This window comes from Tardiphaga alba, assembly GCF_018279705.1.
Taxonomy (GTDB): Bacteria; Pseudomonadota; Alphaproteobacteria; order Rhizobiales; family Xanthobacteraceae; genus Tardiphaga; species Tardiphaga alba.
Genome location: NZ_CP036498.1, coordinates 368,720 through 388,938 on the forward strand (window position 1 = coordinate 368,720; position 20,219 = coordinate 388,938).

At 62.1% G+C, this 20,219-nt stretch carries 23 protein-coding genes; 10 read left to right on the plus strand and 13 right to left on the minus strand.

The genetic code is table 11. The annotated features are described in order from the left end of the window. Positions 1-73 precede the first annotated feature (73 nt). From RPMA_RS01795 to RPMA_RS01810, 4 genes are all read right to left on the minus strand, one after another. Complete coding sequence (locus RPMA_RS01795) at positions 74-730, minus strand: hypothetical protein (protein ID WP_211911234.1); 657 nt, start codon at positions 728-730, stop codon at positions 74-76. A 199-nt stretch (positions 731-929) separates the two neighbouring features. After that, positions 930-1,376 (minus strand): hypothetical protein, encoded by a 447-nt coding sequence (locus RPMA_RS01800; RefSeq protein ID WP_211911236.1) that lies wholly within the window; start codon positions 1,374-1,376, stop codon positions 930-932. A gap of 126 nt (positions 1,377-1,502) precedes the next feature. After that, positions 1,503-1,799, minus strand: coding sequence for a hypothetical protein (locus RPMA_RS01805; protein WP_211911237.1), 297 nt, complete (start codon positions 1,797-1,799; stop codon positions 1,503-1,505). 225 nt (positions 1,800-2,024) lie between these two features. Further along, the gene (locus tag RPMA_RS01810) at positions 2,025-2,324 is read right to left on the minus strand and encodes a hypothetical protein (protein WP_211911238.1); all 300 of its coding nucleotides are present in this window, start codon (positions 2,322-2,324) and stop codon (positions 2,025-2,027) included. Positions 2,325-2,436: 112 nt separating this feature from the next. Between RPMA_RS01810 and RPMA_RS01815 the strand changes: the two genes are divergently transcribed. Continuing rightward, a complete protein-coding gene (locus tag RPMA_RS01815; protein ID WP_211911240.1) occupies positions 2,437-2,880 on the plus strand; it encodes a metallopeptidase family protein in 444 nt (147 codons plus the stop codon). Positions 2,881-2,909: 29 nt separating this feature from the next. After that, entirely contained in the window at positions 2,910-3,515 is a 606-nt protein-coding gene (gene leuD, locus RPMA_RS01820; RefSeq protein ID WP_211911242.1) for a 3-isopropylmalate dehydratase small subunit, read from the plus strand. Between the two features lie 248 nt (positions 3,516-3,763). On the opposite strand, the gene RPMA_RS01825 is transcribed toward leuD, so the two are convergent. Continuing rightward, positions 3,764-4,642 carry an HpcH/HpaI aldolase/citrate lyase family protein gene (locus RPMA_RS01825; protein WP_211911243.1) on the minus strand — a complete coding sequence of 293 codons (879 nt, stop codon included), beginning with the start codon at positions 4,640-4,642 and terminating at the stop codon, positions 3,764-3,766. Positions 4,643-4,770: 128 nt separating this feature from the next. On the opposite strand from RPMA_RS01825, the gene RPMA_RS01830 reads away from it, so the two are divergent. Then, on the plus strand, positions 4,771-5,427 hold the full coding sequence (locus RPMA_RS01830) for a carbonic anhydrase (protein ID WP_211911245.1): 657 nt from the start codon (positions 4,771-4,773) through the stop codon (positions 5,425-5,427). Here the strand turns inward: RPMA_RS01830 and RPMA_RS01835 are convergent, their stop codons facing one another. Both RPMA_RS01835 and RPMA_RS01840 read right to left on the minus strand, forming a co-directional pair. Continuing rightward, positions 5,428-6,018, minus strand: a complete 591-nt coding sequence (locus RPMA_RS01835; protein ID WP_211911247.1) for a TIGR00645 family protein — start codon at positions 6,016-6,018, stop codon at positions 5,428-5,430. It lies immediately after the preceding gene. Positions 6,019-6,025: 7 nt separating this feature from the next. Next, positions 6,026-7,060: an aspartate-semialdehyde dehydrogenase gene (locus RPMA_RS01840; protein WP_211911248.1), complete on the minus strand. Its 1,035-nt coding sequence runs from the start codon at positions 7,058-7,060 to the stop codon at positions 6,026-6,028. Positions 7,061-7,175: 115 nt separating this feature from the next. Between RPMA_RS01840 and RPMA_RS01845 the strand changes: the two genes are divergently transcribed. Both RPMA_RS01845 and RPMA_RS01850 read left to right on the plus strand, forming a co-directional pair. Then, positions 7,176-7,976 carry a hypothetical protein gene (locus RPMA_RS01845; RefSeq protein ID WP_211911250.1) on the plus strand — a complete coding sequence of 267 codons (801 nt, stop codon included), beginning with the start codon at positions 7,176-7,178 and terminating at the stop codon, positions 7,974-7,976. A 183-nt stretch (positions 7,977-8,159) separates the two neighbouring features. Beyond that, complete coding sequence (locus RPMA_RS01850) at positions 8,160-8,564, plus strand: hypothetical protein (RefSeq protein WP_211911251.1); 405 nt, start codon at positions 8,160-8,162, stop codon at positions 8,562-8,564. Between the two features lie 210 nt (positions 8,565-8,774). Here RPMA_RS01850 and leuB read toward each other — a convergent pair whose 3' ends face one another. Next, positions 8,775-9,887: a 3-isopropylmalate dehydrogenase gene (gene leuB / locus RPMA_RS01855; RefSeq protein ID WP_211911252.1), complete on the minus strand. Its 1,113-nt coding sequence runs from the start codon at positions 9,885-9,887 to the stop codon at positions 8,775-8,777. A 131-nt stretch (positions 9,888-10,018) separates the two neighbouring features. Here leuB and RPMA_RS01860 point away from each other — a divergent pair, with 131 nt between their 5' ends. Beyond that, on the plus strand, positions 10,019-11,206 hold the full coding sequence (locus RPMA_RS01860) for a YbfB/YjiJ family MFS transporter (protein WP_211913384.1): 1,188 nt from the start codon (positions 10,019-10,021) through the stop codon (positions 11,204-11,206). Here RPMA_RS01860 and RPMA_RS01865 read toward each other — a convergent pair. The 3 genes from RPMA_RS01865 to RPMA_RS01875 form a co-directional block, all read right to left on the minus strand. Next, complete coding sequence (locus RPMA_RS01865; protein ID WP_211911253.1) at positions 11,193-11,975, minus strand: molybdopterin-dependent oxidoreductase; 783 nt, start codon at positions 11,973-11,975, stop codon at positions 11,193-11,195. The genes RPMA_RS01860 and RPMA_RS01865 overlap by 14 nt on opposite strands. Positions 11,976-11,985: 10 nt before the next feature. Next, positions 11,986-12,624 carry a cytochrome b/b6 domain-containing protein gene (locus RPMA_RS01870; RefSeq protein WP_211911255.1) on the minus strand — a complete coding sequence of 213 codons (639 nt, stop codon included), beginning with the start codon at positions 12,622-12,624 and terminating at the stop codon, positions 11,986-11,988. A 229-nt stretch (positions 12,625-12,853) separates the two neighbouring features. Next, positions 12,854-13,438 (minus strand): fasciclin domain-containing protein, encoded by a 585-nt coding sequence (locus RPMA_RS01875; protein ID WP_211911257.1) that lies wholly within the window; start codon positions 13,436-13,438, stop codon positions 12,854-12,856. A gap of 295 nt (positions 13,439-13,733) precedes the next feature. Between RPMA_RS01875 and RPMA_RS01880 the strand changes: the two genes are divergently transcribed. Then, positions 13,734-15,242 carry a malonate--CoA ligase gene (locus RPMA_RS01880; protein WP_211911259.1) on the plus strand — a complete coding sequence of 503 codons (1,509 nt, stop codon included), beginning with the start codon at positions 13,734-13,736 and terminating at the stop codon, positions 15,240-15,242. A gap of 132 nt (positions 15,243-15,374) precedes the next feature. Here RPMA_RS01880 and RPMA_RS01885 read toward each other — a convergent pair whose 3' ends face one another. Further along, a complete protein-coding gene (locus RPMA_RS01885; RefSeq protein ID WP_211911260.1) occupies positions 15,375-16,337 on the minus strand; it encodes a cation diffusion facilitator family transporter in 963 nt (320 codons plus the stop codon). 145 nt (positions 16,338-16,482) lie between these two features. Next, positions 16,483-17,331 (minus strand): sulfite exporter TauE/SafE family protein, encoded by an 849-nt coding sequence (locus tag RPMA_RS01890; RefSeq protein ID WP_211911262.1) that lies wholly within the window; start codon positions 17,329-17,331, stop codon positions 16,483-16,485. 245 nt (positions 17,332-17,576) lie between these two features. Here RPMA_RS01890 and sdhC point away from each other — a divergent pair, with 245 nt between their 5' ends. From sdhC to sdhA, 3 genes are read left to right on the plus strand one after another with little or no spacing between them, the layout of a single operon-like run. Further along, entirely contained in the window at positions 17,577-17,975 is a 399-nt protein-coding gene (gene sdhC / locus RPMA_RS01895) for a succinate dehydrogenase, cytochrome b556 subunit (RefSeq protein ID WP_211911263.1), read from the plus strand. Continuing rightward, positions 17,972-18,376: a succinate dehydrogenase, hydrophobic membrane anchor protein gene (sdhD, locus tag RPMA_RS01900; RefSeq protein ID WP_249225512.1), complete on the plus strand. Its 405-nt coding sequence runs from the start codon at positions 17,972-17,974 to the stop codon at positions 18,374-18,376. The genes sdhC and sdhD overlap by 4 nt, the downstream gene beginning before the upstream one ends. Positions 18,377-18,379: 3 nt before the next feature. After that, the gene (sdhA, locus tag RPMA_RS01905) at positions 18,380-20,218 is read left to right on the plus strand and encodes a succinate dehydrogenase flavoprotein subunit (protein WP_211911265.1); all 1,839 of its coding nucleotides are present in this window, start codon (positions 18,380-18,382) and stop codon (positions 20,216-20,218) included. Position 20,219: the final 1 nt, after the last annotated feature.

A 20,219-nucleotide genomic window follows, 5' to 3' on the forward strand; every position in this document is an offset into this window, starting at 1 on the left:
GGGTGACCGGGCTTTCGCCGCGCCGAAGGGCTTCAGCCCCGCAGGCGGATCAAGCCCGGCCATGACGGAGTATTTAGGAGCGCTCACCAATACGCATGAAACCGGTGATGATGCCGATAGTGCCAGTGGCGGTGATGCCAGGGCGGTAACGGCAGATTTTTCGCGGGCCGTAATAGGTCCAGATCACACGGCAAAAGCGGTGCGGGCCGTAATAATAGCGGGGCCCATAATAGCGCGGCGCGTAGCCGTAATAACGCGGCCCGAAATAACGGTGGCGATGGAAGTGGCGGCGGTGGCCGTAATAGGCCGGCGCATAAACGCCGCGCCGGACGAAGGCCGGTCCGCCGTATCGAATGCCGCCGCCATGGAATGCGGGTCCGCGCCTGAAACCGCCGCCGGCAAAAGTGGGGCGATGAAACCCTCCGCCACGGAATGCCGGTGCAGCCGCGCGGAATCCGCCGCCGCGAAAGCCGCCGCCATGAAAAGCATGTCCGCCACCGCGGAATCCGCCGCCACCGCGAAAGCCACCCCCGCCGCCACCGCGGCCGCGATGCTGAACCTGCGTGGTGAGCGCATCGCGTGCCTGCTTCGCGGCCGGCGCCATGCCGGGATTGCTCAATGACAGCGCTTGTGCGCTTGGCGCGAGAGACAGCATCACGGTCGCCGTCGCGGCGATACCGAGCGCGCGCGTGACGGCATTCCGAATTGCAGAGGCCCGATCGATTGTCATGACTATCACCCTCCCAGAGGCGGATCGCGCAGCAGTTCTCGTTGCCGCAGATGGTGATCTGCGTGCGGTGGCCGTGCGCGTGTTGTGTGCCCTTGGGTGAAAGCTAGGAGCGTCGATCTGAACGCATCATGAATGAATGCGTCAAAATGAAACGGGCACCGCGAAGGCGCCCGTTATGATGGTCTGCGATGTGCAGTGCTTACCAGCGGCCGAACGAGAAACCGACGCTGATCGGACCGCCACCGAAGCGCGGTCCGTAGCCATAGGCGCCGTAGGGGCGGTAGCCGTAGGGCCGATAACCGTAGCCGCTGTAATAGGTCGGAGCGTAGTAGGAGCGATAGACCGGGCGATAGCCATAGCCGTAACGCGGTCCGTAATATGGCCGGTAGCCGTAGTGACGGTGGCCCCAGTGACGGTGATGGCCCCAATGACGATGGCCGAAGTGGCGATGGCCGTGGAAATGACGGTGATGATGGCGATAGTGCCGGTGCTGCGAGCTGAAGTCGGTCACGCGCGCCTTGTCTTGCGCGGCTTTGTCCTGCACGGCGGCCTTTGCCGGCGAAGCGGCCAGCGCAGGCGCTGCTGCGAATGCACCGCCGAGTGAAACAGTTGCAGCTATCAGAGCTGCGCCTACCCATGTTCTCATGATTGTCCTCGCTGAAATCTGTTTGTCGCCTTGATCACTCAACGCGTTCGTTCGATCCAATTTCCCGCGACAAGGAGACGCGGTGAAATGCGCGATGTGGAATTGCTCCACATCGCGCGCGTTCTGTTAGCGCCAGTGGCGATGACGGTGGTGGCCGTAATGCGGGCGATGCCAGCCGTGATGGCGGCGGACATGGTGATGACGATGCCAGCCATGGTGGCGACGCACGTGATGATGGCGATAGCCGCGGTGATGATGATGGCGACGATACTGCACGTCGGTCTTCAGGCCTTCGCCAGCGCCTTGCACCGTTGCGGCCACGCCGGGATTGTTGAGCGAGACTGCGTTCGCCTGCTGCGACGGTGCAGCCACGAACATCAGGCCGGCAACGGCGGCAAGGCCGAAAAGCTTTTTCAAGTTCACGAGTACTCTCCTGGATTCCGCGGGCATCTGAACATGCACGCTGCATGGGGTTCATTGCCCATGCGCAGACGCTAGGTCTCGTGAGGTGAACGCAAAATGAATATGCGCCGCGCGTTATGCCGCACGGTTTTTGGTCGCAGGATTGGAACGAATGCGCGTTGGCGCGGTGCATGTTGCACGGTTGTGCCGCGTGGCGCGCACCACATCAAGGTGGTGCGTTTCGCGTTATCCGCGGCGCCAGTAGCAATGCGTGCGCGGCACGATCACGGTGCCACTCGGCCGATGCTCCTGCACCAGCTGCGCCGTGCAATCGCGCACCGCATTCGGGCCGGGATTGTAGCGGGGATACACGCCGCGGGTGTCGTCGTCGCGATAGATGCGCACACGCGGGCGCCCGCTGCTGCTCTGGGCCGAGATATCGGTGGAGCGCTTGGCGGAGGGCGCGGTCTGCGCGATGGCGCCATCGATCGACAGGCTGCCGAGCGCGAGTGCCGCCACTGCCAATGTCGCTGTCATGATCCGCATTTGACGCCCCAGAACCGATGTCTCTTTCCGGCCGCAAAGTCTCCGATTGAGGCGGTCGCGTCAACCGTTGCGCCGCCTTGCCAACAGAACGAGATCGGCTAGACAGGAACTCATGTGGCATCTGGCAAAAGCTCCCGACCTCGCAGACATGGAAGTCATGGCGCATGAGATGTTTGCGCTGCTGCCGGAGGGCTTTCGCAAGCTCTGCGAGGGCTTGATCATCCGGGTCGATGACTTTCCCACCGATGAGGTGCTGGAGGAGCTGCAGGCCGAGACAGAATTCGACCTGCTCGGCCTGTTTCAGGGCGTCGGCCTGCCGTTCCAGTCGGGGGAGGTGTCTGGCCAGATGCCCAATATGATCTGGCTGTATCGCCGGCCGATCCTGGATTACTGGGCCGAGCATGACGAGACCCTCGGCCATATCGTCCGCCACGTGCTGGTCCACGAGATCGGCCACCATTTCGGCCTCTCCGACGACGATATGGAGGCCATCGAGGCTCAGGTGACTGACGAGGCTGCAGAAATGCCGCTTGGAGCGCCCGCCCGATCGGGCTAAAAAGCGCGCTCAATTCCCGAGGACACGTCATGGACAAGTTCACCACGCTCGAAGGCGTCGCTGCACCGATGAAGGTGATCAATGTCGATACCGACATGATCATCCCAAAGCAGTACCTGAAGACCATCAAGCGCACCGGCCTTGGCAAGGGGCTTTTCGCGGATGCCCGCTACAATGACGACGGCAGCGAGAACCCGGATTTCGTGCTGAACAAGCCCGCTTATCGCCAGGCCAAGATCATGGTCGCCGGCGACAATTTCGGCTGCGGCTCGTCGCGCGAGCATGCGCCCTGGGCGCTGCTGGATTTCGGCATCCGCTGCGTGATCTCGACCTCGTTCGGCGATATTTTCTACAATAACTGCTTCAAGAACGGCGTGCTGCCGATCCGCGTCTCGCAGAAGGATCTCGACGCGCTGTTTGACGATGCCGAGCGCGGCGCCAATGCCACCATCACCATCGATCTGCCGAACCAGGAGATCCGTGGTCCCGATGGCGGCACTGTGAAATTCGAGATCGACCCGTTCCGCAAGCACTGCCTGATCAACGGTCTCGACGATATCGGCCTGACCATGGAGAAGAAGACCTCCATCGACAGCTACGAAGACAAGCTGAAGGCCGAACGCGCCTGGGCGTAAGCCGAGGCGCTGATGGCCTCCCTCCCTCCAGCCGCGAAGCGGCGCAGCGGGGTCCGACGGACGAATTCGTCCGTCGTAGGTGGCGCGTAGCGCCGGGTGGGGTTTCTCCCCACGTAACGTCAGAGCTTGCGGAAACACCCCGCCCGTCTCGCCGGCCCACGCGAAGCAAAGCTTCGCTGGGCCGTCGATCCACCCTCCCCAGTCGCTTCGCTCCGGGGAGGGAAAAGAAATAGCCCTTCTCGTTAGCTTCAGCTTCCCATTGCCGCGATGGCATCGGCGATCGCAATGGTCCGCTTCGCCATTTCCGCGTGCAGGCGCTCGACCATCTTGCCATCCATCTGGATCGCGCCGCGGCTTGCATTTTCCGGCTGCTCGAACGCCGCGATGATGCGGCGGGCCTGGGCGACTTCCTCGGCTGGCGGCGTGAACACCTTGTTGCTGGCTTCGATCTGCGCGGGATGGATCAGTGTCTTGCCGTCGAAGCCGATGTCTCGGCCCTGTTCGGCCTCGGCGATGAAACCGTCATTGTCGTTGAAATTGCTGTAGGGGCCGTCGAGGATGTCGAGGCCGTACATGCGCGCCGCCAGCACGCACTGGGTGATCATGCCGAGCATCGATGCGCGGCCCGGCATCATGCGGATGCGCGTCTCGCGGGCGATGTCGTTGGGGCCCCAGACGAAGCCGGCCAGACGAATCTCGGTATCCTTCGCGCAAGCGGCGATTTCTTCCACATGCAGGATCGCACGCGCGGTCTCGATCATCGCCCAGACCTTGATCGACGCGTCGGCATTGAGATCGCTGAGACGATCGGCCACCGCATTGAGATCCTCGACGCTGGAGACCTTCGGCACCAGAATGCCGTCGGGCTTGGCCTTGGCGGCCATGGCGACGTCATCGACCCACCACGGCGAATCCAGCGCGTTGATGCGCACCAGCATTTCACGCTTGCCGAAGCCGCCTTTGCCGAGCGCTTCGGCGATGGCGTCGCGCGCGGTGCCCTTGGAATCCGGCGCCACCGCATCTTCGAGGTCGAGAATGATGCCATCGGCGGCGACCGTGCGCGCCTTTTCCAGCGCACGCGGATTGGAGCCTGGCATGAACAAATGGCTGCGGCGCGGGCGTGTCATGGCGTCATTTCCTCAGGATAGGTGTCTGCTTATGGGTTCCATTCCGAACTAGCATCTTGATCCCTCACCCGGAAGGCTTGTTCGCGCCTGCGACCTATGGTTATCCGTGTGGACCCACGAGGCACATCATGACCGCAACATTCCCGCAGCAACTCATCACCGGCTACCAGACCTTCTCGTCGGAGCGTCTGCCGACCGAGCAGGCACGGTTCCGCGAATTGTCGGAGAAGGGCCAGTTCCCCGAAGTGATGGTGATCGGCTGCTGCGACTCGCGCGTGTCGCCGGAGGTCATCTTCGATGCCTCGCCGGGCGAATTGTTCGTGGTGCGCAACATCGCCAATCTGGTGCCGCCCTATCAGCCCGACGGCAATGCGCATGGCGTCTCGGCTGCGCTGGAATATGCGGTGCAGGTGCTGAAGGTGAAGCACATCGTCATTCTCGGCCATGCGCAATGTGGCGGCATCCGCGCATTCGTCGACAAGGCCGCGCCGCTGTCACCCGGCGACTTCATCGGCCGCTGGATGTCGATGTTCACCAAGCCAGGTGAGACCGTAGAAATTCGCGATCACGAGACCATGCAGGATTTCGTCACCCGCATCGAGAAGGCCGCCGTATTCCGCAGCCTCGAAAACCTGATGAGCTTCCCCTTTGTGAAGAAGCGCGTCGATGCCGGCGATCTCTTGCTGCACGGCGCCTATTTCGGCGTCGCCATCGGCTCGCTGTCGGTGTTGGACAAGGTCGAGAAGGTGTTCAAGCCGGTGGGGCAGGCGAAGTCGGCGGGGTGATCAACGCTTCTTGTTGTCCGCCTTGCCGTCGTGATCGTCGGTGTTCCAGCGATCCGACAGCGCCAGCAGCAGCGCTGACACCACGAACAGCAGATGGATGCCGGCGAGCCAGCCGAGCTTCTGCGGCTCGAATACGCCATCCATGTTCATGAAGGCCTTCAACACCTGAATCGCCGAGATGGCGACGATGGAGGCCAGCAGTTTCTGCTTCAGTCCAGCGAAGTCGACCTTGGTCATCCATTCCGGCCAGTCCGGATGGTTGCGCGGATCGATGCGCGAGACGAAATTCTCGTAGCCGGAAAACACCACGATCAGGATCAGGTTGCCGGTCAGCGACAGGTCGATCAGGCTGAGCACGCCGAGGATCGTGTCGGTCTCTTTGGCGGTCGGGGTGTGAACGACGAATTCGACGAGCGAGACGACGAATTTATAGAGCAGTGCGACGAGCGCGATGACGAGGCCGAGATAGAACGGCGCCATCAGCCAGCGGCTGTTGAACAGCACATGCTCGATGATCAGCTCGATCCCCTTGAGAACGGGGTGCTGATGACGCGGAGCCGGTTCAGTCTTGTCTTGATCCGGCTCCGACATCGTTTGGTTACGCCGCTTTCTTCTTCGCGGTGATCAGCTTGCGATTGATCAGGCATTCCGCGATCTGCACGGCATTGAGCGCCGCACCCTTGCGCAGATTGTCCGAGACGCACCAGAAAGCGAGACCGTTCTCCACCGTCGCATCCTCGCGGATACGGCTGATGTAAGTCGCGTCTTCGCCAGCCGCTTCATAGGGCGTGACGTAGCCGCCGGGTTCGCGCTTGTCGATCACGAGGCAACCCGGCGCATTGCGTAGGATATCGCGGGCTTCGTCGGCCGAGATCGGATGCTCGAATTCGACATTGACCGCTTCCGAGTGGCTGACAAACACCGGAATGCGCACGGCCGTCGCGGAAAGTTTGATCTTGGGATCAAGAATCTTCTTGGTCTCCGCCATCATCTTCCACTCTTCCTTCGTGTAGCCATCCTCCATGAAGACATCGATATGGGGGATCGCATTGAAGGCGATGCGCTTCGGGAATTTGTTATTCACGATCTCGCTGTTGGTGTAGACGGCCTTGGTCTGCGCGAACAACTCGTCCATCGCATCCTTGCCGGCGCCCGACACCGACTGATAGGTCGCCACGACGACGCGCTTGATGGTCGCCTTGTCATGCAGCGGCTTCAGCGCCACCACGAGCTGCGCCGTCGAGCAGTTCGGGTTTGCGATGATCATCTTCTTGCGGAAGCCATCGACCGCAGCCGCGTTCACTTCCGGCACGACCAGCGGCACGTCGGGATCCATGCGCCAGGTCGACGAATTGTCGATGACGACGGCACCGGCAGCGCCGATCTTCGGCGACCATTCCTTGGACACGGCTCCGCCGGCCGACATCAGGCAGATGTCGATGTCGCTGAAGTCGTAGGTCTCAAGGTCTTTGCATTTCAGGGTTTTGTCGCCGAAGGAAACCTCAACGCCCATGCTGCGGCGGGACGCAAGCGCCACGACCTCGTCAGCGGGGAATTTACGTTCGTCCAGAATGCTGAGCATTTCACGCCCGACATTGCCGGTCGCTCCGACCAGCGCGACTTTGTAACCCATCGTTCACTCTCCGAAGAAAAATGCCTTCGATCCGCCGTCTGCGGAAACCGAAGCGCGAGCGCTTCTATGCGAGAAACGTCGCAAACACAACGTGGTAACCGGCCTCCGTGCATTGATGCGTTCAAGACCAGCGCCCTACAACCGCGCCCGTGAATTCGATTTCCGCCCGGCGGTGTACAGCTTCGCCGACGAATGCACGGCCGTGGCAGGGCGCATGCTTGCCTATATGGGCTGTTTGGCGCTGCTTGCCATGGCCGCAGTGGCTGCCTTCAACCATCTGGAACTCGACTGGACGCCGGCTGCAGCGGTGAAGCCCGGCTGGACTGTAGCCGATCGCTCCTATCCCGCTTTCGCCGTCAGGCATCCAGATACGGCTGGAATTACAGCGGCTTATGAAATCCAGCGGCATCCCGCTGGCGGTCGCAAGGACGTGCTGCGCTGGATGGCCGAAGGGCGACCGGTGACCGAGCTCGAACTGTATCGGCTCGGTGGCGAGGCGCTGGAAGATGCCGATATCGCCGACGTCGCTTTGCGGATGGACCCGAGCGGTCTGCGCGAAACGGTCGGCGAGGGCATCATCGACAGCAAATTCGGTCCGGTGGCGCTGTTTGGCTTCGCGGATCGTCGGCAAGACGCCAAACGCTGCCTCGGCTTCACCCGCAGCTTCGAGGCCGCCAATCTGCGGATTTCCGGCTTCTCATGCCAAAGCGAAGGCCTGCCGGCGCGCCGTGCGGCCGTCGCCTGCATGCTCGATCGTCTCATGCTCCTGACCGCCGGGGGTGAGCCAAAACTCGCAGAACTGTTCGCCCATGCCGAATTGAAGCGAACGGGCTGCGCCAGCGGCCCGGCACTGTCCGCGGTCAGCTCGGATTGGGTCACCGGAGCGCAAAATCCGCTGTTGCGGGGCAGCCTGTGACAGCGCGGCGACCAAGACCTTGGCAAGGCCTTGGGAATGCATGCAACATTCGGCCACACCGCGCATTATTCTCCCAAGGTGTGGCCGGTTAGACCTTGTAGGGCTGCCACCCGGCCAGCTAAATTGCCGGGAACTCGGAAATTGCGATTCTTGCGACAAGAATCAGACTGCCAAGAGGACTCGATGACCTTGAAATTCTCCGCCGCCAAACTGACCGGTGCACTGCTCGCGGCGGCTGCCGTCATCACCATCGGCGTCGCCACCCCGGCCGATGCCCAGACCCAGACCAAGAAGCGCAAGCAGGTCACCGTCGATAGCGGCCGCTACAATTACGGCCCGCGTGGCCCCAACGTGTCGTATCAGCAGGGTCCGCGCACCCGCGTCTACGTCTCGCGCCGCTCGTGGCTCGATGCCGGCACCGAAGTGCTGCCCGGCGACCGCAAGTTCACGGATTATGCCTATCCGCCCGGCCCGTCTTTCGGCACGCAGAACCTGAACCGCCCGATCGACCGTCAGCCGCTGTATAGCGATTACGATCTCGGCGGCTACCCGAACCGCATTCCGCTGCCGCCATACTCGTATTACTGAGACCGGCGCGTCAGCCATACCTACGAAAATGCCCGGCTCGCGCCGGGCATTTTTTGTTGTTGGCGAACCACAAACTCTACCGTCATCCTGAGGTGCGAGCTCTTGCGAGCCTCGAAGGATGCATGTTCCGCGCCCGCGCCCGCGGCCATCCTTCGAGGCCGTCGCAAGTGCGACGGCGCCTCAGGATGACGGCGGAGTTAAGCTGCGGTCTTACTTGTGAAGCGCCTGGAGCTCCGCGAGCACCGCTTCGCCCATCTGCGCCGTCGAGATGATCGTTGCACCTTCCGACTTCAGGTCGGCCGTGCGCAGGCCCTTGGCGAGCACGGCGGCGATCGCCTGGTCGACCTTGTCGGCGAGGTCGCCGAGATCGAGCGAATAGCGCAGCGCCATGCCGAAGGAGGCGATCATCGCCAGCGGATTGGCCTTGCCCTGGCCTGCAATGTCAGGCGCCGAACCATGCACCGGCTCATACATCGCCTTGCGCTTGCCGGTCTTGGCATCGACCTCGCCGAGCGAAGCCGACGGCAGCATGCCGAGCGAGCCGGTGAGCATCGCAGCGATATCCGACAGCATGTCACCGAACAGGTTGTCGGTGACGATGACGTCGAACTGCTTCGGCCACTTCACCAGATTCATGCCACCGGAATCGGCGAGCTGGTGATCCAGCGTCACGTCCTTGTATTCGCGGCCATGCACCTGCGTGACGACTTCGTTCCACAGCACGCCGGACTTCATGACGTTGCGCTTCTCCATCGACGTCACTTTGTTCTGGCGCTTCTTGGCCAGATCGAAGGCGACGCGGGCGATGCGCTCGATCTCATAGGTGTCGTAGACCTGGGTATCGATGGCGCGCTTCTGCCCGTTGCCGAGATCGGTGATTGTCTTCGGTTCGCCGAAATAGACGCCGCCGGTGAGCTCGCGCACGATCATGATGTCGAGGCCTTCGACCACGTCGCGCTTCAGGCTCGAGGAGTCGGCGAGCGCGGGATAGCAGACCGCCGGGCGCAGATTGGCGAACAGGCCGAGGTCCTTGCGCAGGCGCAGGAGGCCGGCTTCCGGGCGGTTCTCGTAAGCCACGCCATCCCATTTCGGGCCGCCGATGGCGCCGAAGATGATGGCGTCGGCCGCATCGGCCTTGGCCATGGTGGCATCGGTGATCGGCACGCCGTCGGCGTCGATGGACGCGCCGCCGACAAGGCCGGTCTCGGTGTCGAATTTGGCGACGCCCTCGGCATTGAGCCAGTCGATCAGGCGCATCACCTCCGCCATCACTTCCGGGCCGATACCGTCGCCGGGGAGAACCAGCAATTTATGCGTCGCCATGATCGTTTCCTTCTCTAAACGCCGAATTTCGGGCGAGTGCTAAGCCGTCATTGCCATATTGGCAAGACAGCCTTGCTGCACGTGTCGATTGCAAGGCGCGCGAAAGCTGCGACAGTGCGACCGGGAGACGCCTGACTTTGACTGACACTTCGCTTTCGCGCCGCAATCCGGCGTTGTTAATCCTCATGCTGTCGCTGGCGCCGGCCATCGGGCTCGGCATCGGCCGTTTCGTCTATTCGCTGGTGCTGCCGGATATGCGCGACAGCCTGCAATGGTCCTATTCGGCCGCAGGCTTCATGAATACCGTCAATGCCGCCGGCTATCTGCTCGGCGCACTGGCGGCAGCAAGCCTTGGCAAACGCTATGGCCTGTTCGCGGTGCTCCAGCTCGGTACTGTGGCATGTATTGCGTCGCTGCTGCTGTGCGGCGTCACCGCGGATTTCACGCTGCTCAGCATCGCCCGTTTCGTCACCGGGTTTGGCGCGGCGATCTCCTTCGTGGCCGGCGGCACGCTGGCGGCGACCATCGGCCTCGCATATCCGGAAAGGTCGTCCTATCTGCTCAGCCTGTTCTATGCCGGGCCCGGAATCGGCATACTCGTGTCCGGCCTGATTGCCCCCTTCGTGCTGCAGGGCTTTGGCGCGGGCTCGTGGTGGATCGTGTGGCTGGTGATCGGCGTCGTTTCGGTGGTGATGGGCCTGCCGCTGCTGCGAAAGCTGGTGGATGCCAGTGAAGGCACATCGACGGACGCCGCGCCCGCAGTCGCGATCCGGCCGATGTGGATTTTCCTCGTCGCCTATTTCATGTTCGGCGCCGGCTACATCGCCTACATGACCTTCATGATCGCCTATGTCCGCGATGGCGGCGGCAGTGCAGTCGCGCAGAGTGCGTTCTGGTGCGTGATCGGAGCGAGTTCATTCGCCTCGCCCTGGCTGTGGCGCGGCGTGCTGGCGCGCGGCCAGAGCGGCAGCGCGATGGCGATCATTCTCGGCACCAATGCAGTCGGGGCGGCGATGCCGTTGCTGGGCCATTCGCCACTCGTGCTCGGCCTATCGGCTGCGGTGTTCGGCGTGTCGTTCTTCGCGGTGGTCGCGGCGACCACGGCCTTCGTACGTTTCAACTATCCGCGAGAGACGTGGCCGAAGGCCATCGCCGTGGTGACCATCGTGTTCGGTATCGGCCAGACAATGGGACCGATCGCAGTGGGCGCGATCTCGGACGCGACCGGGAGTTTGACGTCGGCGCTGGTGGTGTCGGCAGCGACGCTGGGCGTCGGCGCGGTGTTGTCGGCGTTTCAGAAAGAACTCAGCTACCGCTGAAATCATTATATCCCTGATCTTCCCAATATCCGCCCTTGTAGTCATTCGTCACTTCCAGCGACGTGACATATTTCGGGTTCTTGAAGCCGAGTTTGGTCGGCACGCGGATCTTCATGGGAAAGCCGAGCGACTGCGGCAGGATCTGGTTGTCGAACTTGAACGTCATCTGCGTCTGCGCATGCAGCGCGGTGGGCATGTCGAGCGACGACGAATAATCCTCGGCGCAGCGGAAATAGACCCACTTCGCGTTCGTGTCGGCGCCGATCAGCTTGAGGAAGTCGCGCAGTGGTGTGCCCTGCCACGAGCCGATGGCGCTCCAGCCTTCGACACAGATATGGCGCGTGATCTGCGAAACTTCCGGCAGCTTGTGCAGCTCCGCGAGCGTCCATGATTTTGTGTTATCGACGAGGCCCGAAACTTCCAGCTTCCAGTCGTTGCCATCGATCTGTGGCGCCTCGTCTTCCGAATAGAACCCGTTGAACGGAAACGGGCGGCGGACGTCCTTTTCCGAATAAGTCGGCGCCAGCACATTCGGATTGAAGATCTTGGCCTGCACCATGTCGTTGAACTTGGAGATATGGGTCAGCAGATTGTCGGCCGAGAGGCTGTCCGAGACATTGCAGCCGGTCAGCAGCGTCAGCGCACCGAAGCTTGCGCCCGATGCAATGAAGCGGCGGCGCGACAAATCAGGCATCAGCTTGGTGGCGTCCTTCACCAGCAACTGCTTATCGACGCCGGGAATGATGAGCGAGCGCATTTTCTTCAACATGACAGGCTCCTCAGCGTCCGATGATCATCGCGCGCAAGCTCTTCGGCACGATTAGCGCCAGCGCCACATGGATGACGAGAAAGCCGACAATGGAAGCCATCATCACGAAATGCACATAGCGCGCTGCATCATAACCGCCGAAGATTGCGGTGAGATACTGGAACTGGACCGGCTTCCAGATCGCGAGACCGGACAGCACGATGAGGACGCCGACGATGAGGATGCCGGCATAGAGCAGCTTCTGCACCTGGTTATAGGTGGAGAGATCGGCATGCGAGAGCTTGCCGGTCAGCGCGGCCTTGGTGTCGCCGATCACGCCCGACGCGGAGATCGGCAACAGCTTGCGGCGAAAGCGGCCGGTCACGATGCCGAGCGTGACATAGAGCAGGCCGTTGATCACCAGCAGCCACATGCCGGCGAGATGCCACATGATGCCGCCGCCAAGCCAGCCGCCAAGCGTGACGCTGGGCGGGAACACGAAGCCGAACAGCGGCGAGGCATTATAGATCTGCCAGCCCGACATGATCATGATCACCATGGCGATCGCATTGATCCAATGCAGCACGCGCACCCATGCGGGTTGGATGACTTTCGAGGTGATGCGTTTGGGTGGCGCCGTGCGATCGGCGTCGGCAATGATGCTCGACATGGTTTGGTCCTTCGGCACAATCCGTGGTCTTTGCCTCTCACAGCCTTACGGGCTGAAGCGGTGTTCGTTACAACTGCTCGCATAAACCAATTGCCGAGGCCATTAATCCGTCCGATCACAAAAAAGCGAGCCGAGTTGCCCCGGCTCGCTCTCTGTCAGCGCACGCAACCCGGTTGGGGTGCAGGATGCGCGCGTGATTGTAGTCCTTGGACAGCTTAGGCCCAGATAATTAGGCCTTGGGCATCACGACAGTGTCGATGACGTGGATGACGCCGTTCGACTGGTTCACGTCGGGGATCGTGATGGTGGACGAGCCGCCCTTAGCGTCGGTCAGCATCACCTTGCCGCCCGACTTCTTCACCGTCAGTTGCTCGCCTTCCACGGTGGTCAGCTTCTGGCCATCCTGGAGGTCCGCGGCGTTCATTTTGCCCGGCACCACGTGATAGGTGAGGATCTTGGTGAGGGTGGCCTTGTTCTCCGGCTTCACCAGGGTCTCGACGGTGCCCTTCGGCAGCTTGCCGAATGCGGCATTGGTCGGCGCGAACACGGTGAACGGGCCGGGGCCAGCCAGCGTATCGACGAGGCCGGCGGCCTTCACGGCGGCGACCAGCGTGGTGTGATCCTTGGAGTTAACGGCGTTCTCGACGATGTTCTTCGACGGATACATCGGCGCGCCGCCGACCATGACGGTCTTCTCGCCGGACATCTCGGACTTCATCATCTTGTCCTTGGCGTAGGCCGGGACGAGTGCAGTCGAGGTGAGGGCGAAAGCGCCGATAGCGGCAGCGGACAGAAGTGCAATACGCTTGGACATGGATCGTCTCCCGAGTTTCATTGATGGCCGGTGCATCTGCACCGGTGTGCTGAAAGCCTCTCGACGCCGTCGCCTGCATGGCGGTGTTCGTCGTCGATGGCAGAGCTACGCGAGGTCTCAGGGCCAGTTTCAGCCTATATTTTTCGCGCGTGATGAAACTTTCGGGGGCGCGCTGCGTTCGTGCGCGCGTTGCCTTGGGTAGCCGGTTCTTGCTAAAGACGGCGGACAATTTGACGCAATCGCGCAGGTGCTATCGGTGCGATTGTCTGGCTCCTCCAATCCACGTGTGAATGCCATGAATCTGTTCTCCCGCCTGTTCGACAAGCTTGAAGACCCCTCGCGCCTCGCCATCGAGACGCCGGAAGGCAAGCACATCAGCTATGGCGATCTGGTCGGCCTGGCGGGGCAGATGGCGAATGTGCTGGTCGCACGCGGCGTCAAGCCGGGCGACCGTGTGGCTGCGCAGACCGAGAAGTCGGTGCCGGGCCTCGTTCTGTATCTCGCGACGGTGCGTGCAGGTGCGGTCTATCTGCCACTCAACACGGCCTACACGCTCAACGAACTTGATTACTTCATCACCGACGCCGAGCCGTCGTTGATCGTTTGCGATCCGTCGAAGAAGGACGGCTTTGAGCCCATCGCCGCCAAGGTCAGCGCGAAGGTTGAGACGCTCGGCGCAGACGGGCAGGGCTCGCTGACGGATGCGACCGCGAAGGAAAAGGCGGATTTCGCCACGGTGTCGCGCGAAAATGATGATCTTGCCGCGATCCTATACACATCGGGCACGACCGGCCGCTCCAAGGGCGCGATGCTGAGCCACGACAATCTCGCATCGAATTCGCTGAGCCTTGTCGATTACTGGCGCTTCAGCAAGGACGACGTGCTGATCCACGCGCTGCCGATCTATCATACGCATGGCCTGTTCGTGGCGAGCAATGTCACGCTGTTCTCGCGCGCGGCGATGATCTTCCTGCCGAAACTCGATCCCGAGCGCATCATCCAGCTGATGGCGCGCGCCACCGTGCTGATGGGTGTGCCGACCTTCTATACGCGCCTGCTGCAATCGCCGAACCTCTCGAAAGACACTTGCAGCCATATGCGGCTGTTCATTTCCGGCTCGGCGCCGCTGCTGGCCGATACGCATCGCGAATGGTTCGCGCGCACTGGCCATGCCGTGCTCGAACGCTACGGCATGACCGAAACCAACATGAACACGTCGAACCCCTATGACGGCGAGCGCGTCCCCGGCGCAGTCGGCTTCCCGTTGCCCGGCGTGTCGGTGCGTGTCACCGATCCAGAGACCGGCAAGGAATTCGAGCGCGACACCATCGGCATGATCGAGGTCAAGGGCCCGAATGTGTTCAAGGGCTATTGGCGGATGCCCGAGAAAACAAAATCCGAATTCCGCGACGACGGCTTCTTTATCACCGGCGATCTCGGCAAGATCGACGCCAAGGGGTATGTCCACATCCTCGGCCGCGGCAAGGATCTGGTGATTTCCGGCGGGTTCAACGTCTATCCCAAGGAAATCGAGAGCGAGATCGATGCCATGCCGGGCGTGGTGGAAAGCGCCGTGATCGGCGTGCCGCATGCGGATTTCGGTGAGGGCGTCACGGCGGTCGTGGTGACCGACAAGAAGACGGCGCTGGATGAGGCGTCGGTGATCAAGGCGCTCGATGGGCAAATCGCAAAATTCAAGATGCCGAAGCGCGTGATTTTCGTCGACGATCTGCCACGCAACACGATGGGCAAGGTGCAGAAGAACGTGCTGCGCGAGACGTATAAGGATATTTATAAGAAGTAACTCTGTCCCTCATGGTGAGGAGCGCGCCTCTTGGCGTGCGTCTCGAACCATGAGTTGCTGGAGCTCCGGCGCCATCCTTCGAGACGCGCGCTTTGCGCGCTCCTCAAGATGAGGGTGGAGTGTGTGGTGTCGTTAAATCACATGCTCCGGCGCCAGCGCACATGCAGAATTCGGATCGGTCTCGATCTGGATCGTTGCGTGCTCGATGCCGAAATCGTGCTTCAGACGTTCGGCGATATCCATCAGATAGGCATCGCCGGGCGCGCCTGTCGGAATCACCAGATGACAGGTGAGCGCCACCTCGGTCGTGCTCATCGGCCAGATATGCAGGTCGTGCACCTGCGCGACGCCTTCGCACGTCTCCAGATAGCTGCGCACTGCAGCGGGATCGATGCCGCGTGGCACGGCGGCCAGCGACATGGCAGCGGAGTCGCGCAGCAGGCTCCAGGTGCCCCAGACTATCAATACGCAGATCAAGAGGCTGGTGACGGCATCGACCCACATCCAGCCGGTGAAGATGATGACGATGGCGGCGATGACGACGCCGACCGACACGGCGGCATCGGCAACCATGTGCAGATAGGCGCCACGGATATTGAGGTCGCTGTTGCGGCCCGAGGCGAACATCAGGGCGGTGATGCCATTGATGACGATGCCGATGGTGGCGACCACGATCACGGTGATCTCGGTGACCGGCTCGGGATTGAACAGCCGATGCACCGCTTCCCATGCGATGGCGCCGACGGCGACCAGCAGGAAGACGGCGTTGAATAGCGCGGCGAGGATCGATGAAGCCTTGAGGCCGTAAGTGTAGCGCGGCGTCGCGGCGCGCTTGGATAGCACCGCAGCAGTCCATGCGGCGATCAGGCCGAGCACATCGGAGAGATTGTGGCCGGCATCGGCGACGAGCGCCATCGAGCCTGCAGCATAGCCATAGACGGCTTCCACCACGACAAAGACGGTGTTGAGCGTGATGCCGATGGCAAAGGCCTTGCCGAAACTCGCGGGCGCATGGACGTGTCCGCCCGGGTCATGTGAATGTCCGGCATGGTCGTGGTGATCATGCGCATGATCGTGGTGATGAGCGTGAGCCATCTGCTCTCCATAGCAAGGCTGCGCATGGATACTATTACGGATAGTATTACGCCGAAGCCGTAGCCTGCATGGAGCGCAGCGCAATGCAGGGACTAGAAAGCCAGTGGAAACGCCGGTCCCCGGATTTCGCTTCGCTCCATCCGGGCTACAAAAGCGCTACCACGAACCTGCTGCCCACGATGAACAGATAGCTCCCGAACGCTATCTCCAGTGTGCGCTTCGACATTGCATGCGCTGCTTTCACGCCGAGTGGTGCGGTGAGGAGGCTCGTCGGCATCACCAGCAGCGCGCCGATCAGCGAGACATAGCCGAGCGCGAAGGGCAGTTGCAGCGGCGCGACGTCCGGATAGGTCGCAGCCGCGGGCCAGCCGGCATAGATGTAGCCGAGGGCGCCGGGGATCGAGATCAGCACCGCCAGCGCCGAGGAGGTCGCCACGGCCTGATGGATCGGGCGGCCATAGAAGGTCATCAGGAGATTCGAAAACAGGCCGCCGCCGATACCCATCAGGGTCGAGAGCAGGCCGACGAAGAAGCCATAGACCTTCATCAGCGGCCCGCCGGGCAGGTCGTCGCCGAGTTTCCACCCCTCACGGGCGAATAGCAGCCGTGCAGCAGCGGACCATGCCACCAGCACGAAGACGACCTTGAACAGCCGTTCGGGGGCAAAACGGGCGGTCACGCTGCCTACGGCCACGCCGATCAGGATCGGCAGCCACCACTTGCGCAGGATCTCCATGTCCACGGCGCCGCGGGCCAGGTGAGCGCGGAACGAGCGCAGCGATGTCGGGATGATGATAGCCAGCGATGTGCCGATACAGAGCGGCATCCGCACCTCCAGGGGGACGCCGGCAATGCGAAAACACTCGTAAAATACGGGCACTAGGATGGCCCCGCCGCCAATCCCGAACACGCCCGCGAGGAAACCGCTCAGTCCACCCACCGCCACCAGAAGGACTGCCAGTTCGACAACCTCGGTGATATTCAACCCCGCCATTTCCCGCCCCGATTTGTGTTTGCTATCGCGCCATGAAGTTTGCCTGAATCGCGCTTCATCGGCTCTGCGCCCGTGGCATGCCAACAGTCAATCCCGCCCTGCGCAATGCTGGTTTCAAACTCTGAACACGCGTTCCGATTATGTCATTTCGCGATTGCACTCGTCGTATCGACTTCGTAAATAGAATTGCTCTACGCGATCCCATATCGAGCAGAGATTGCCCATTAACCTGTCAAAGTTGTTGAATGGCCACCAGGATCGAACGCCCCCTTTCGCCGCATTTGCAAGTCTATCGCTGGACGTTGACGATGGCGCTGTCCATCGTGCATCGCGCAACCGGCATTGCCTTGTATTTTGGCACACTCCTCCTCGTCTGGTGGCTGATCGCCGCCGCGTCGGGTCCCGCGGCCTATGCGCAGGTTCAGGCCTTCGCCGGCAGCATTATCGGGCGCCTGATTGCGTTCGGCTACACCTGGGCGCTGGTTCATCACGCGCTCAGCGGTGTCCGCTACCTGATCTGGGACCTCGGCTACGGCTTCAAGCCCTCCGAGCGTGAATGGCTCACCTGGGCCGCCCTGATCGGCGGCATCATGGTCACCATCCTGCTCTGGATCATCGGCTACGCAGTGGGAGCCGGCAAATGAGCAACGCACCGAAGTCCAATTTCTCGATGCGCACGCCGCTCGGCCGCGTCCGCAACCACGGTTCGTCCCATTCCGGCACGTCGGATCACTGGCGTCAGCGCATCACCGCGGTGGCCATGCTGCTGCTGATGATTCCGGTCATCTTCGTCGTGATGTCCGTGATGCGCAGCAATCAGGCCGGCGCCATCCAGATCCTCGGTTCGCCGCTGGTCGCCATCATCATGCTGCTCTTCATCGTCGCCAGCACGGTGCATATGAAGATCGGCGTGCAGATCGCCATCGAAGACTATGTGCATGACGAGAAGCTGAAGCTCGTGGCCGTCATCGGCAACAACTTCTTCTCGGTCGCCGTGGCGCTTGCCGCGATCTACGCCATTTTCAAACTTTCATCTGGAGTGTAGCGCATGGCCGTGAACGGCAATGGCGCGAACGGCGTTGGCGGCCCCGCCACCAACGGCTACGCCTATCCCATCGAAGATCACACCTATGACGTCGTTGTCGTGGGCGCCGGCGGTGCCGGCCTCCGCGCCACCGTCGGCTGCGGCGAGGCAGGCCTCCGCACAGCCTGCATCACCAAGGTGTTCCCGACCCGCTCGCACACGGTTGCGGCGCAGGGCGGCATCTCGGCCTCGCTCGGCAACATGCACGAGGATAACTGGCGCTGGCATATGTACGACACCGTGAAGGGGTCAGACTGGCTGGGCGATCAGGACTCCATCGAATACATGGTGCGCAACGCGCCCGAGGCGGTTTACGAACTCGAACACTGGGGCGTGCCGTTCTCGCGCACCGAAGACGGCAAGATCTATCAGCGCCCGTTCGGCGGCATGACCATGGACTACGGCAAGGGCCAGGCGCAGCGCACCTGCGCCGCTGCCGACCGTACCGGTCACGCCATGCTGCACACGATGTATGGCCAGGCGCTGCGTCACGCCGCCGAGTTCTTCATCGAATATTTCGCCATCGACCTGATCATGGACGATCAGGGCACCTGCCGCGGCGTCATCGCGCTGAAGATGGACGACGGCACCCTGCATCGCTTCAAGGCGCAGACCGTCATTCTCGCCACCGGCGGCTATGGCCGTGCCTACGCCTCCTGCACCTCAGCCCATACCTGCACCGGCGACGGTGGCGGCATGGCGCTGCGTGCCGGCCTGCCGCTGCAGGACATGGAGTTCGTCCAGTTCCACCCGACTGGCATCTATGGTTCGGGCTGTCTGGTGACCGAAGGCGCCCGCGGTGAAGGCGGCTACCTCGTCAATTCCGAAGGCGAGCGCTTCATGGAGCGTTACGCGCCGTCGGCGAAGGACCTCGCCTCGCGCGACGTCGTTTCGCGCGCGATGACCATCGAGATCCGCGAAGGCCGCGGCGTCGGCAAGAAGAAGGATCACATCTTCCTGCATCTGGATCACCTCGATCCGGCGATCCTGCATGAACGCCTGCCCGGCATTTCGGAATCGGCACGCATCTTCGCCGGCGTCGATGTGACCCGCGAACCGATCCCGATGATCCCGACCGTGCACTACAACATGGGCGGCATTCCCACGAATTATCATGGCGAAGTCGTCACCAAGAAGGACGGCGACGACAATGCGGTGGTGCCGGGCCTGATGGCCGTCGGTGAAGCCGCCTGCGTGTCGGTGCATGGCGCCAACCGTCTCGGCTCCAACTCGCTGATCGACCTCGTCGTGTTCGGCCGCGCGGCTGCGCTGCGTCTGGCCGACAAGCTGACGCCGAATGGCAAGCAGCCGGACCTGCCGTCGAACTCGGCGGATATGGCGCTCGGCCGTCTCGATCACTTCCGCAACGCCAAGGGCGGTACGCCCACGGCGAAGATGCGCGAGAGCATGCAGCAGGTCATGCAGACCAACTGCGCCGTGTTCCGCACCGGCGACGTGCTCAACGAAGGCAAGGAACTGATCCACAAGGTCTATGACGGCATCGACGATATCGGCGTGTCCGATCGATCGCTGGTGTGGAATTCGGACCTGATGGAGACCCTGGAATATGACAACCTGATCGGTCAGGCGCTCGTCACCATGGACTCCGCTGCGAACCGCACCGAAAGCCGCGGCGCGCATGCCCGCGAAGACTTTGCGGATCGTGACGACAAGAACTGGATGAAGCACACGCTGGCGTGGGTCGAGAAGGGTGGCAAGACCACCATCGATTATCGCCCGGTGCACGACTACACGATGACGAATGACGTGCAGTACATCCCGCCCAAAGCGCGCGTGTACTGAG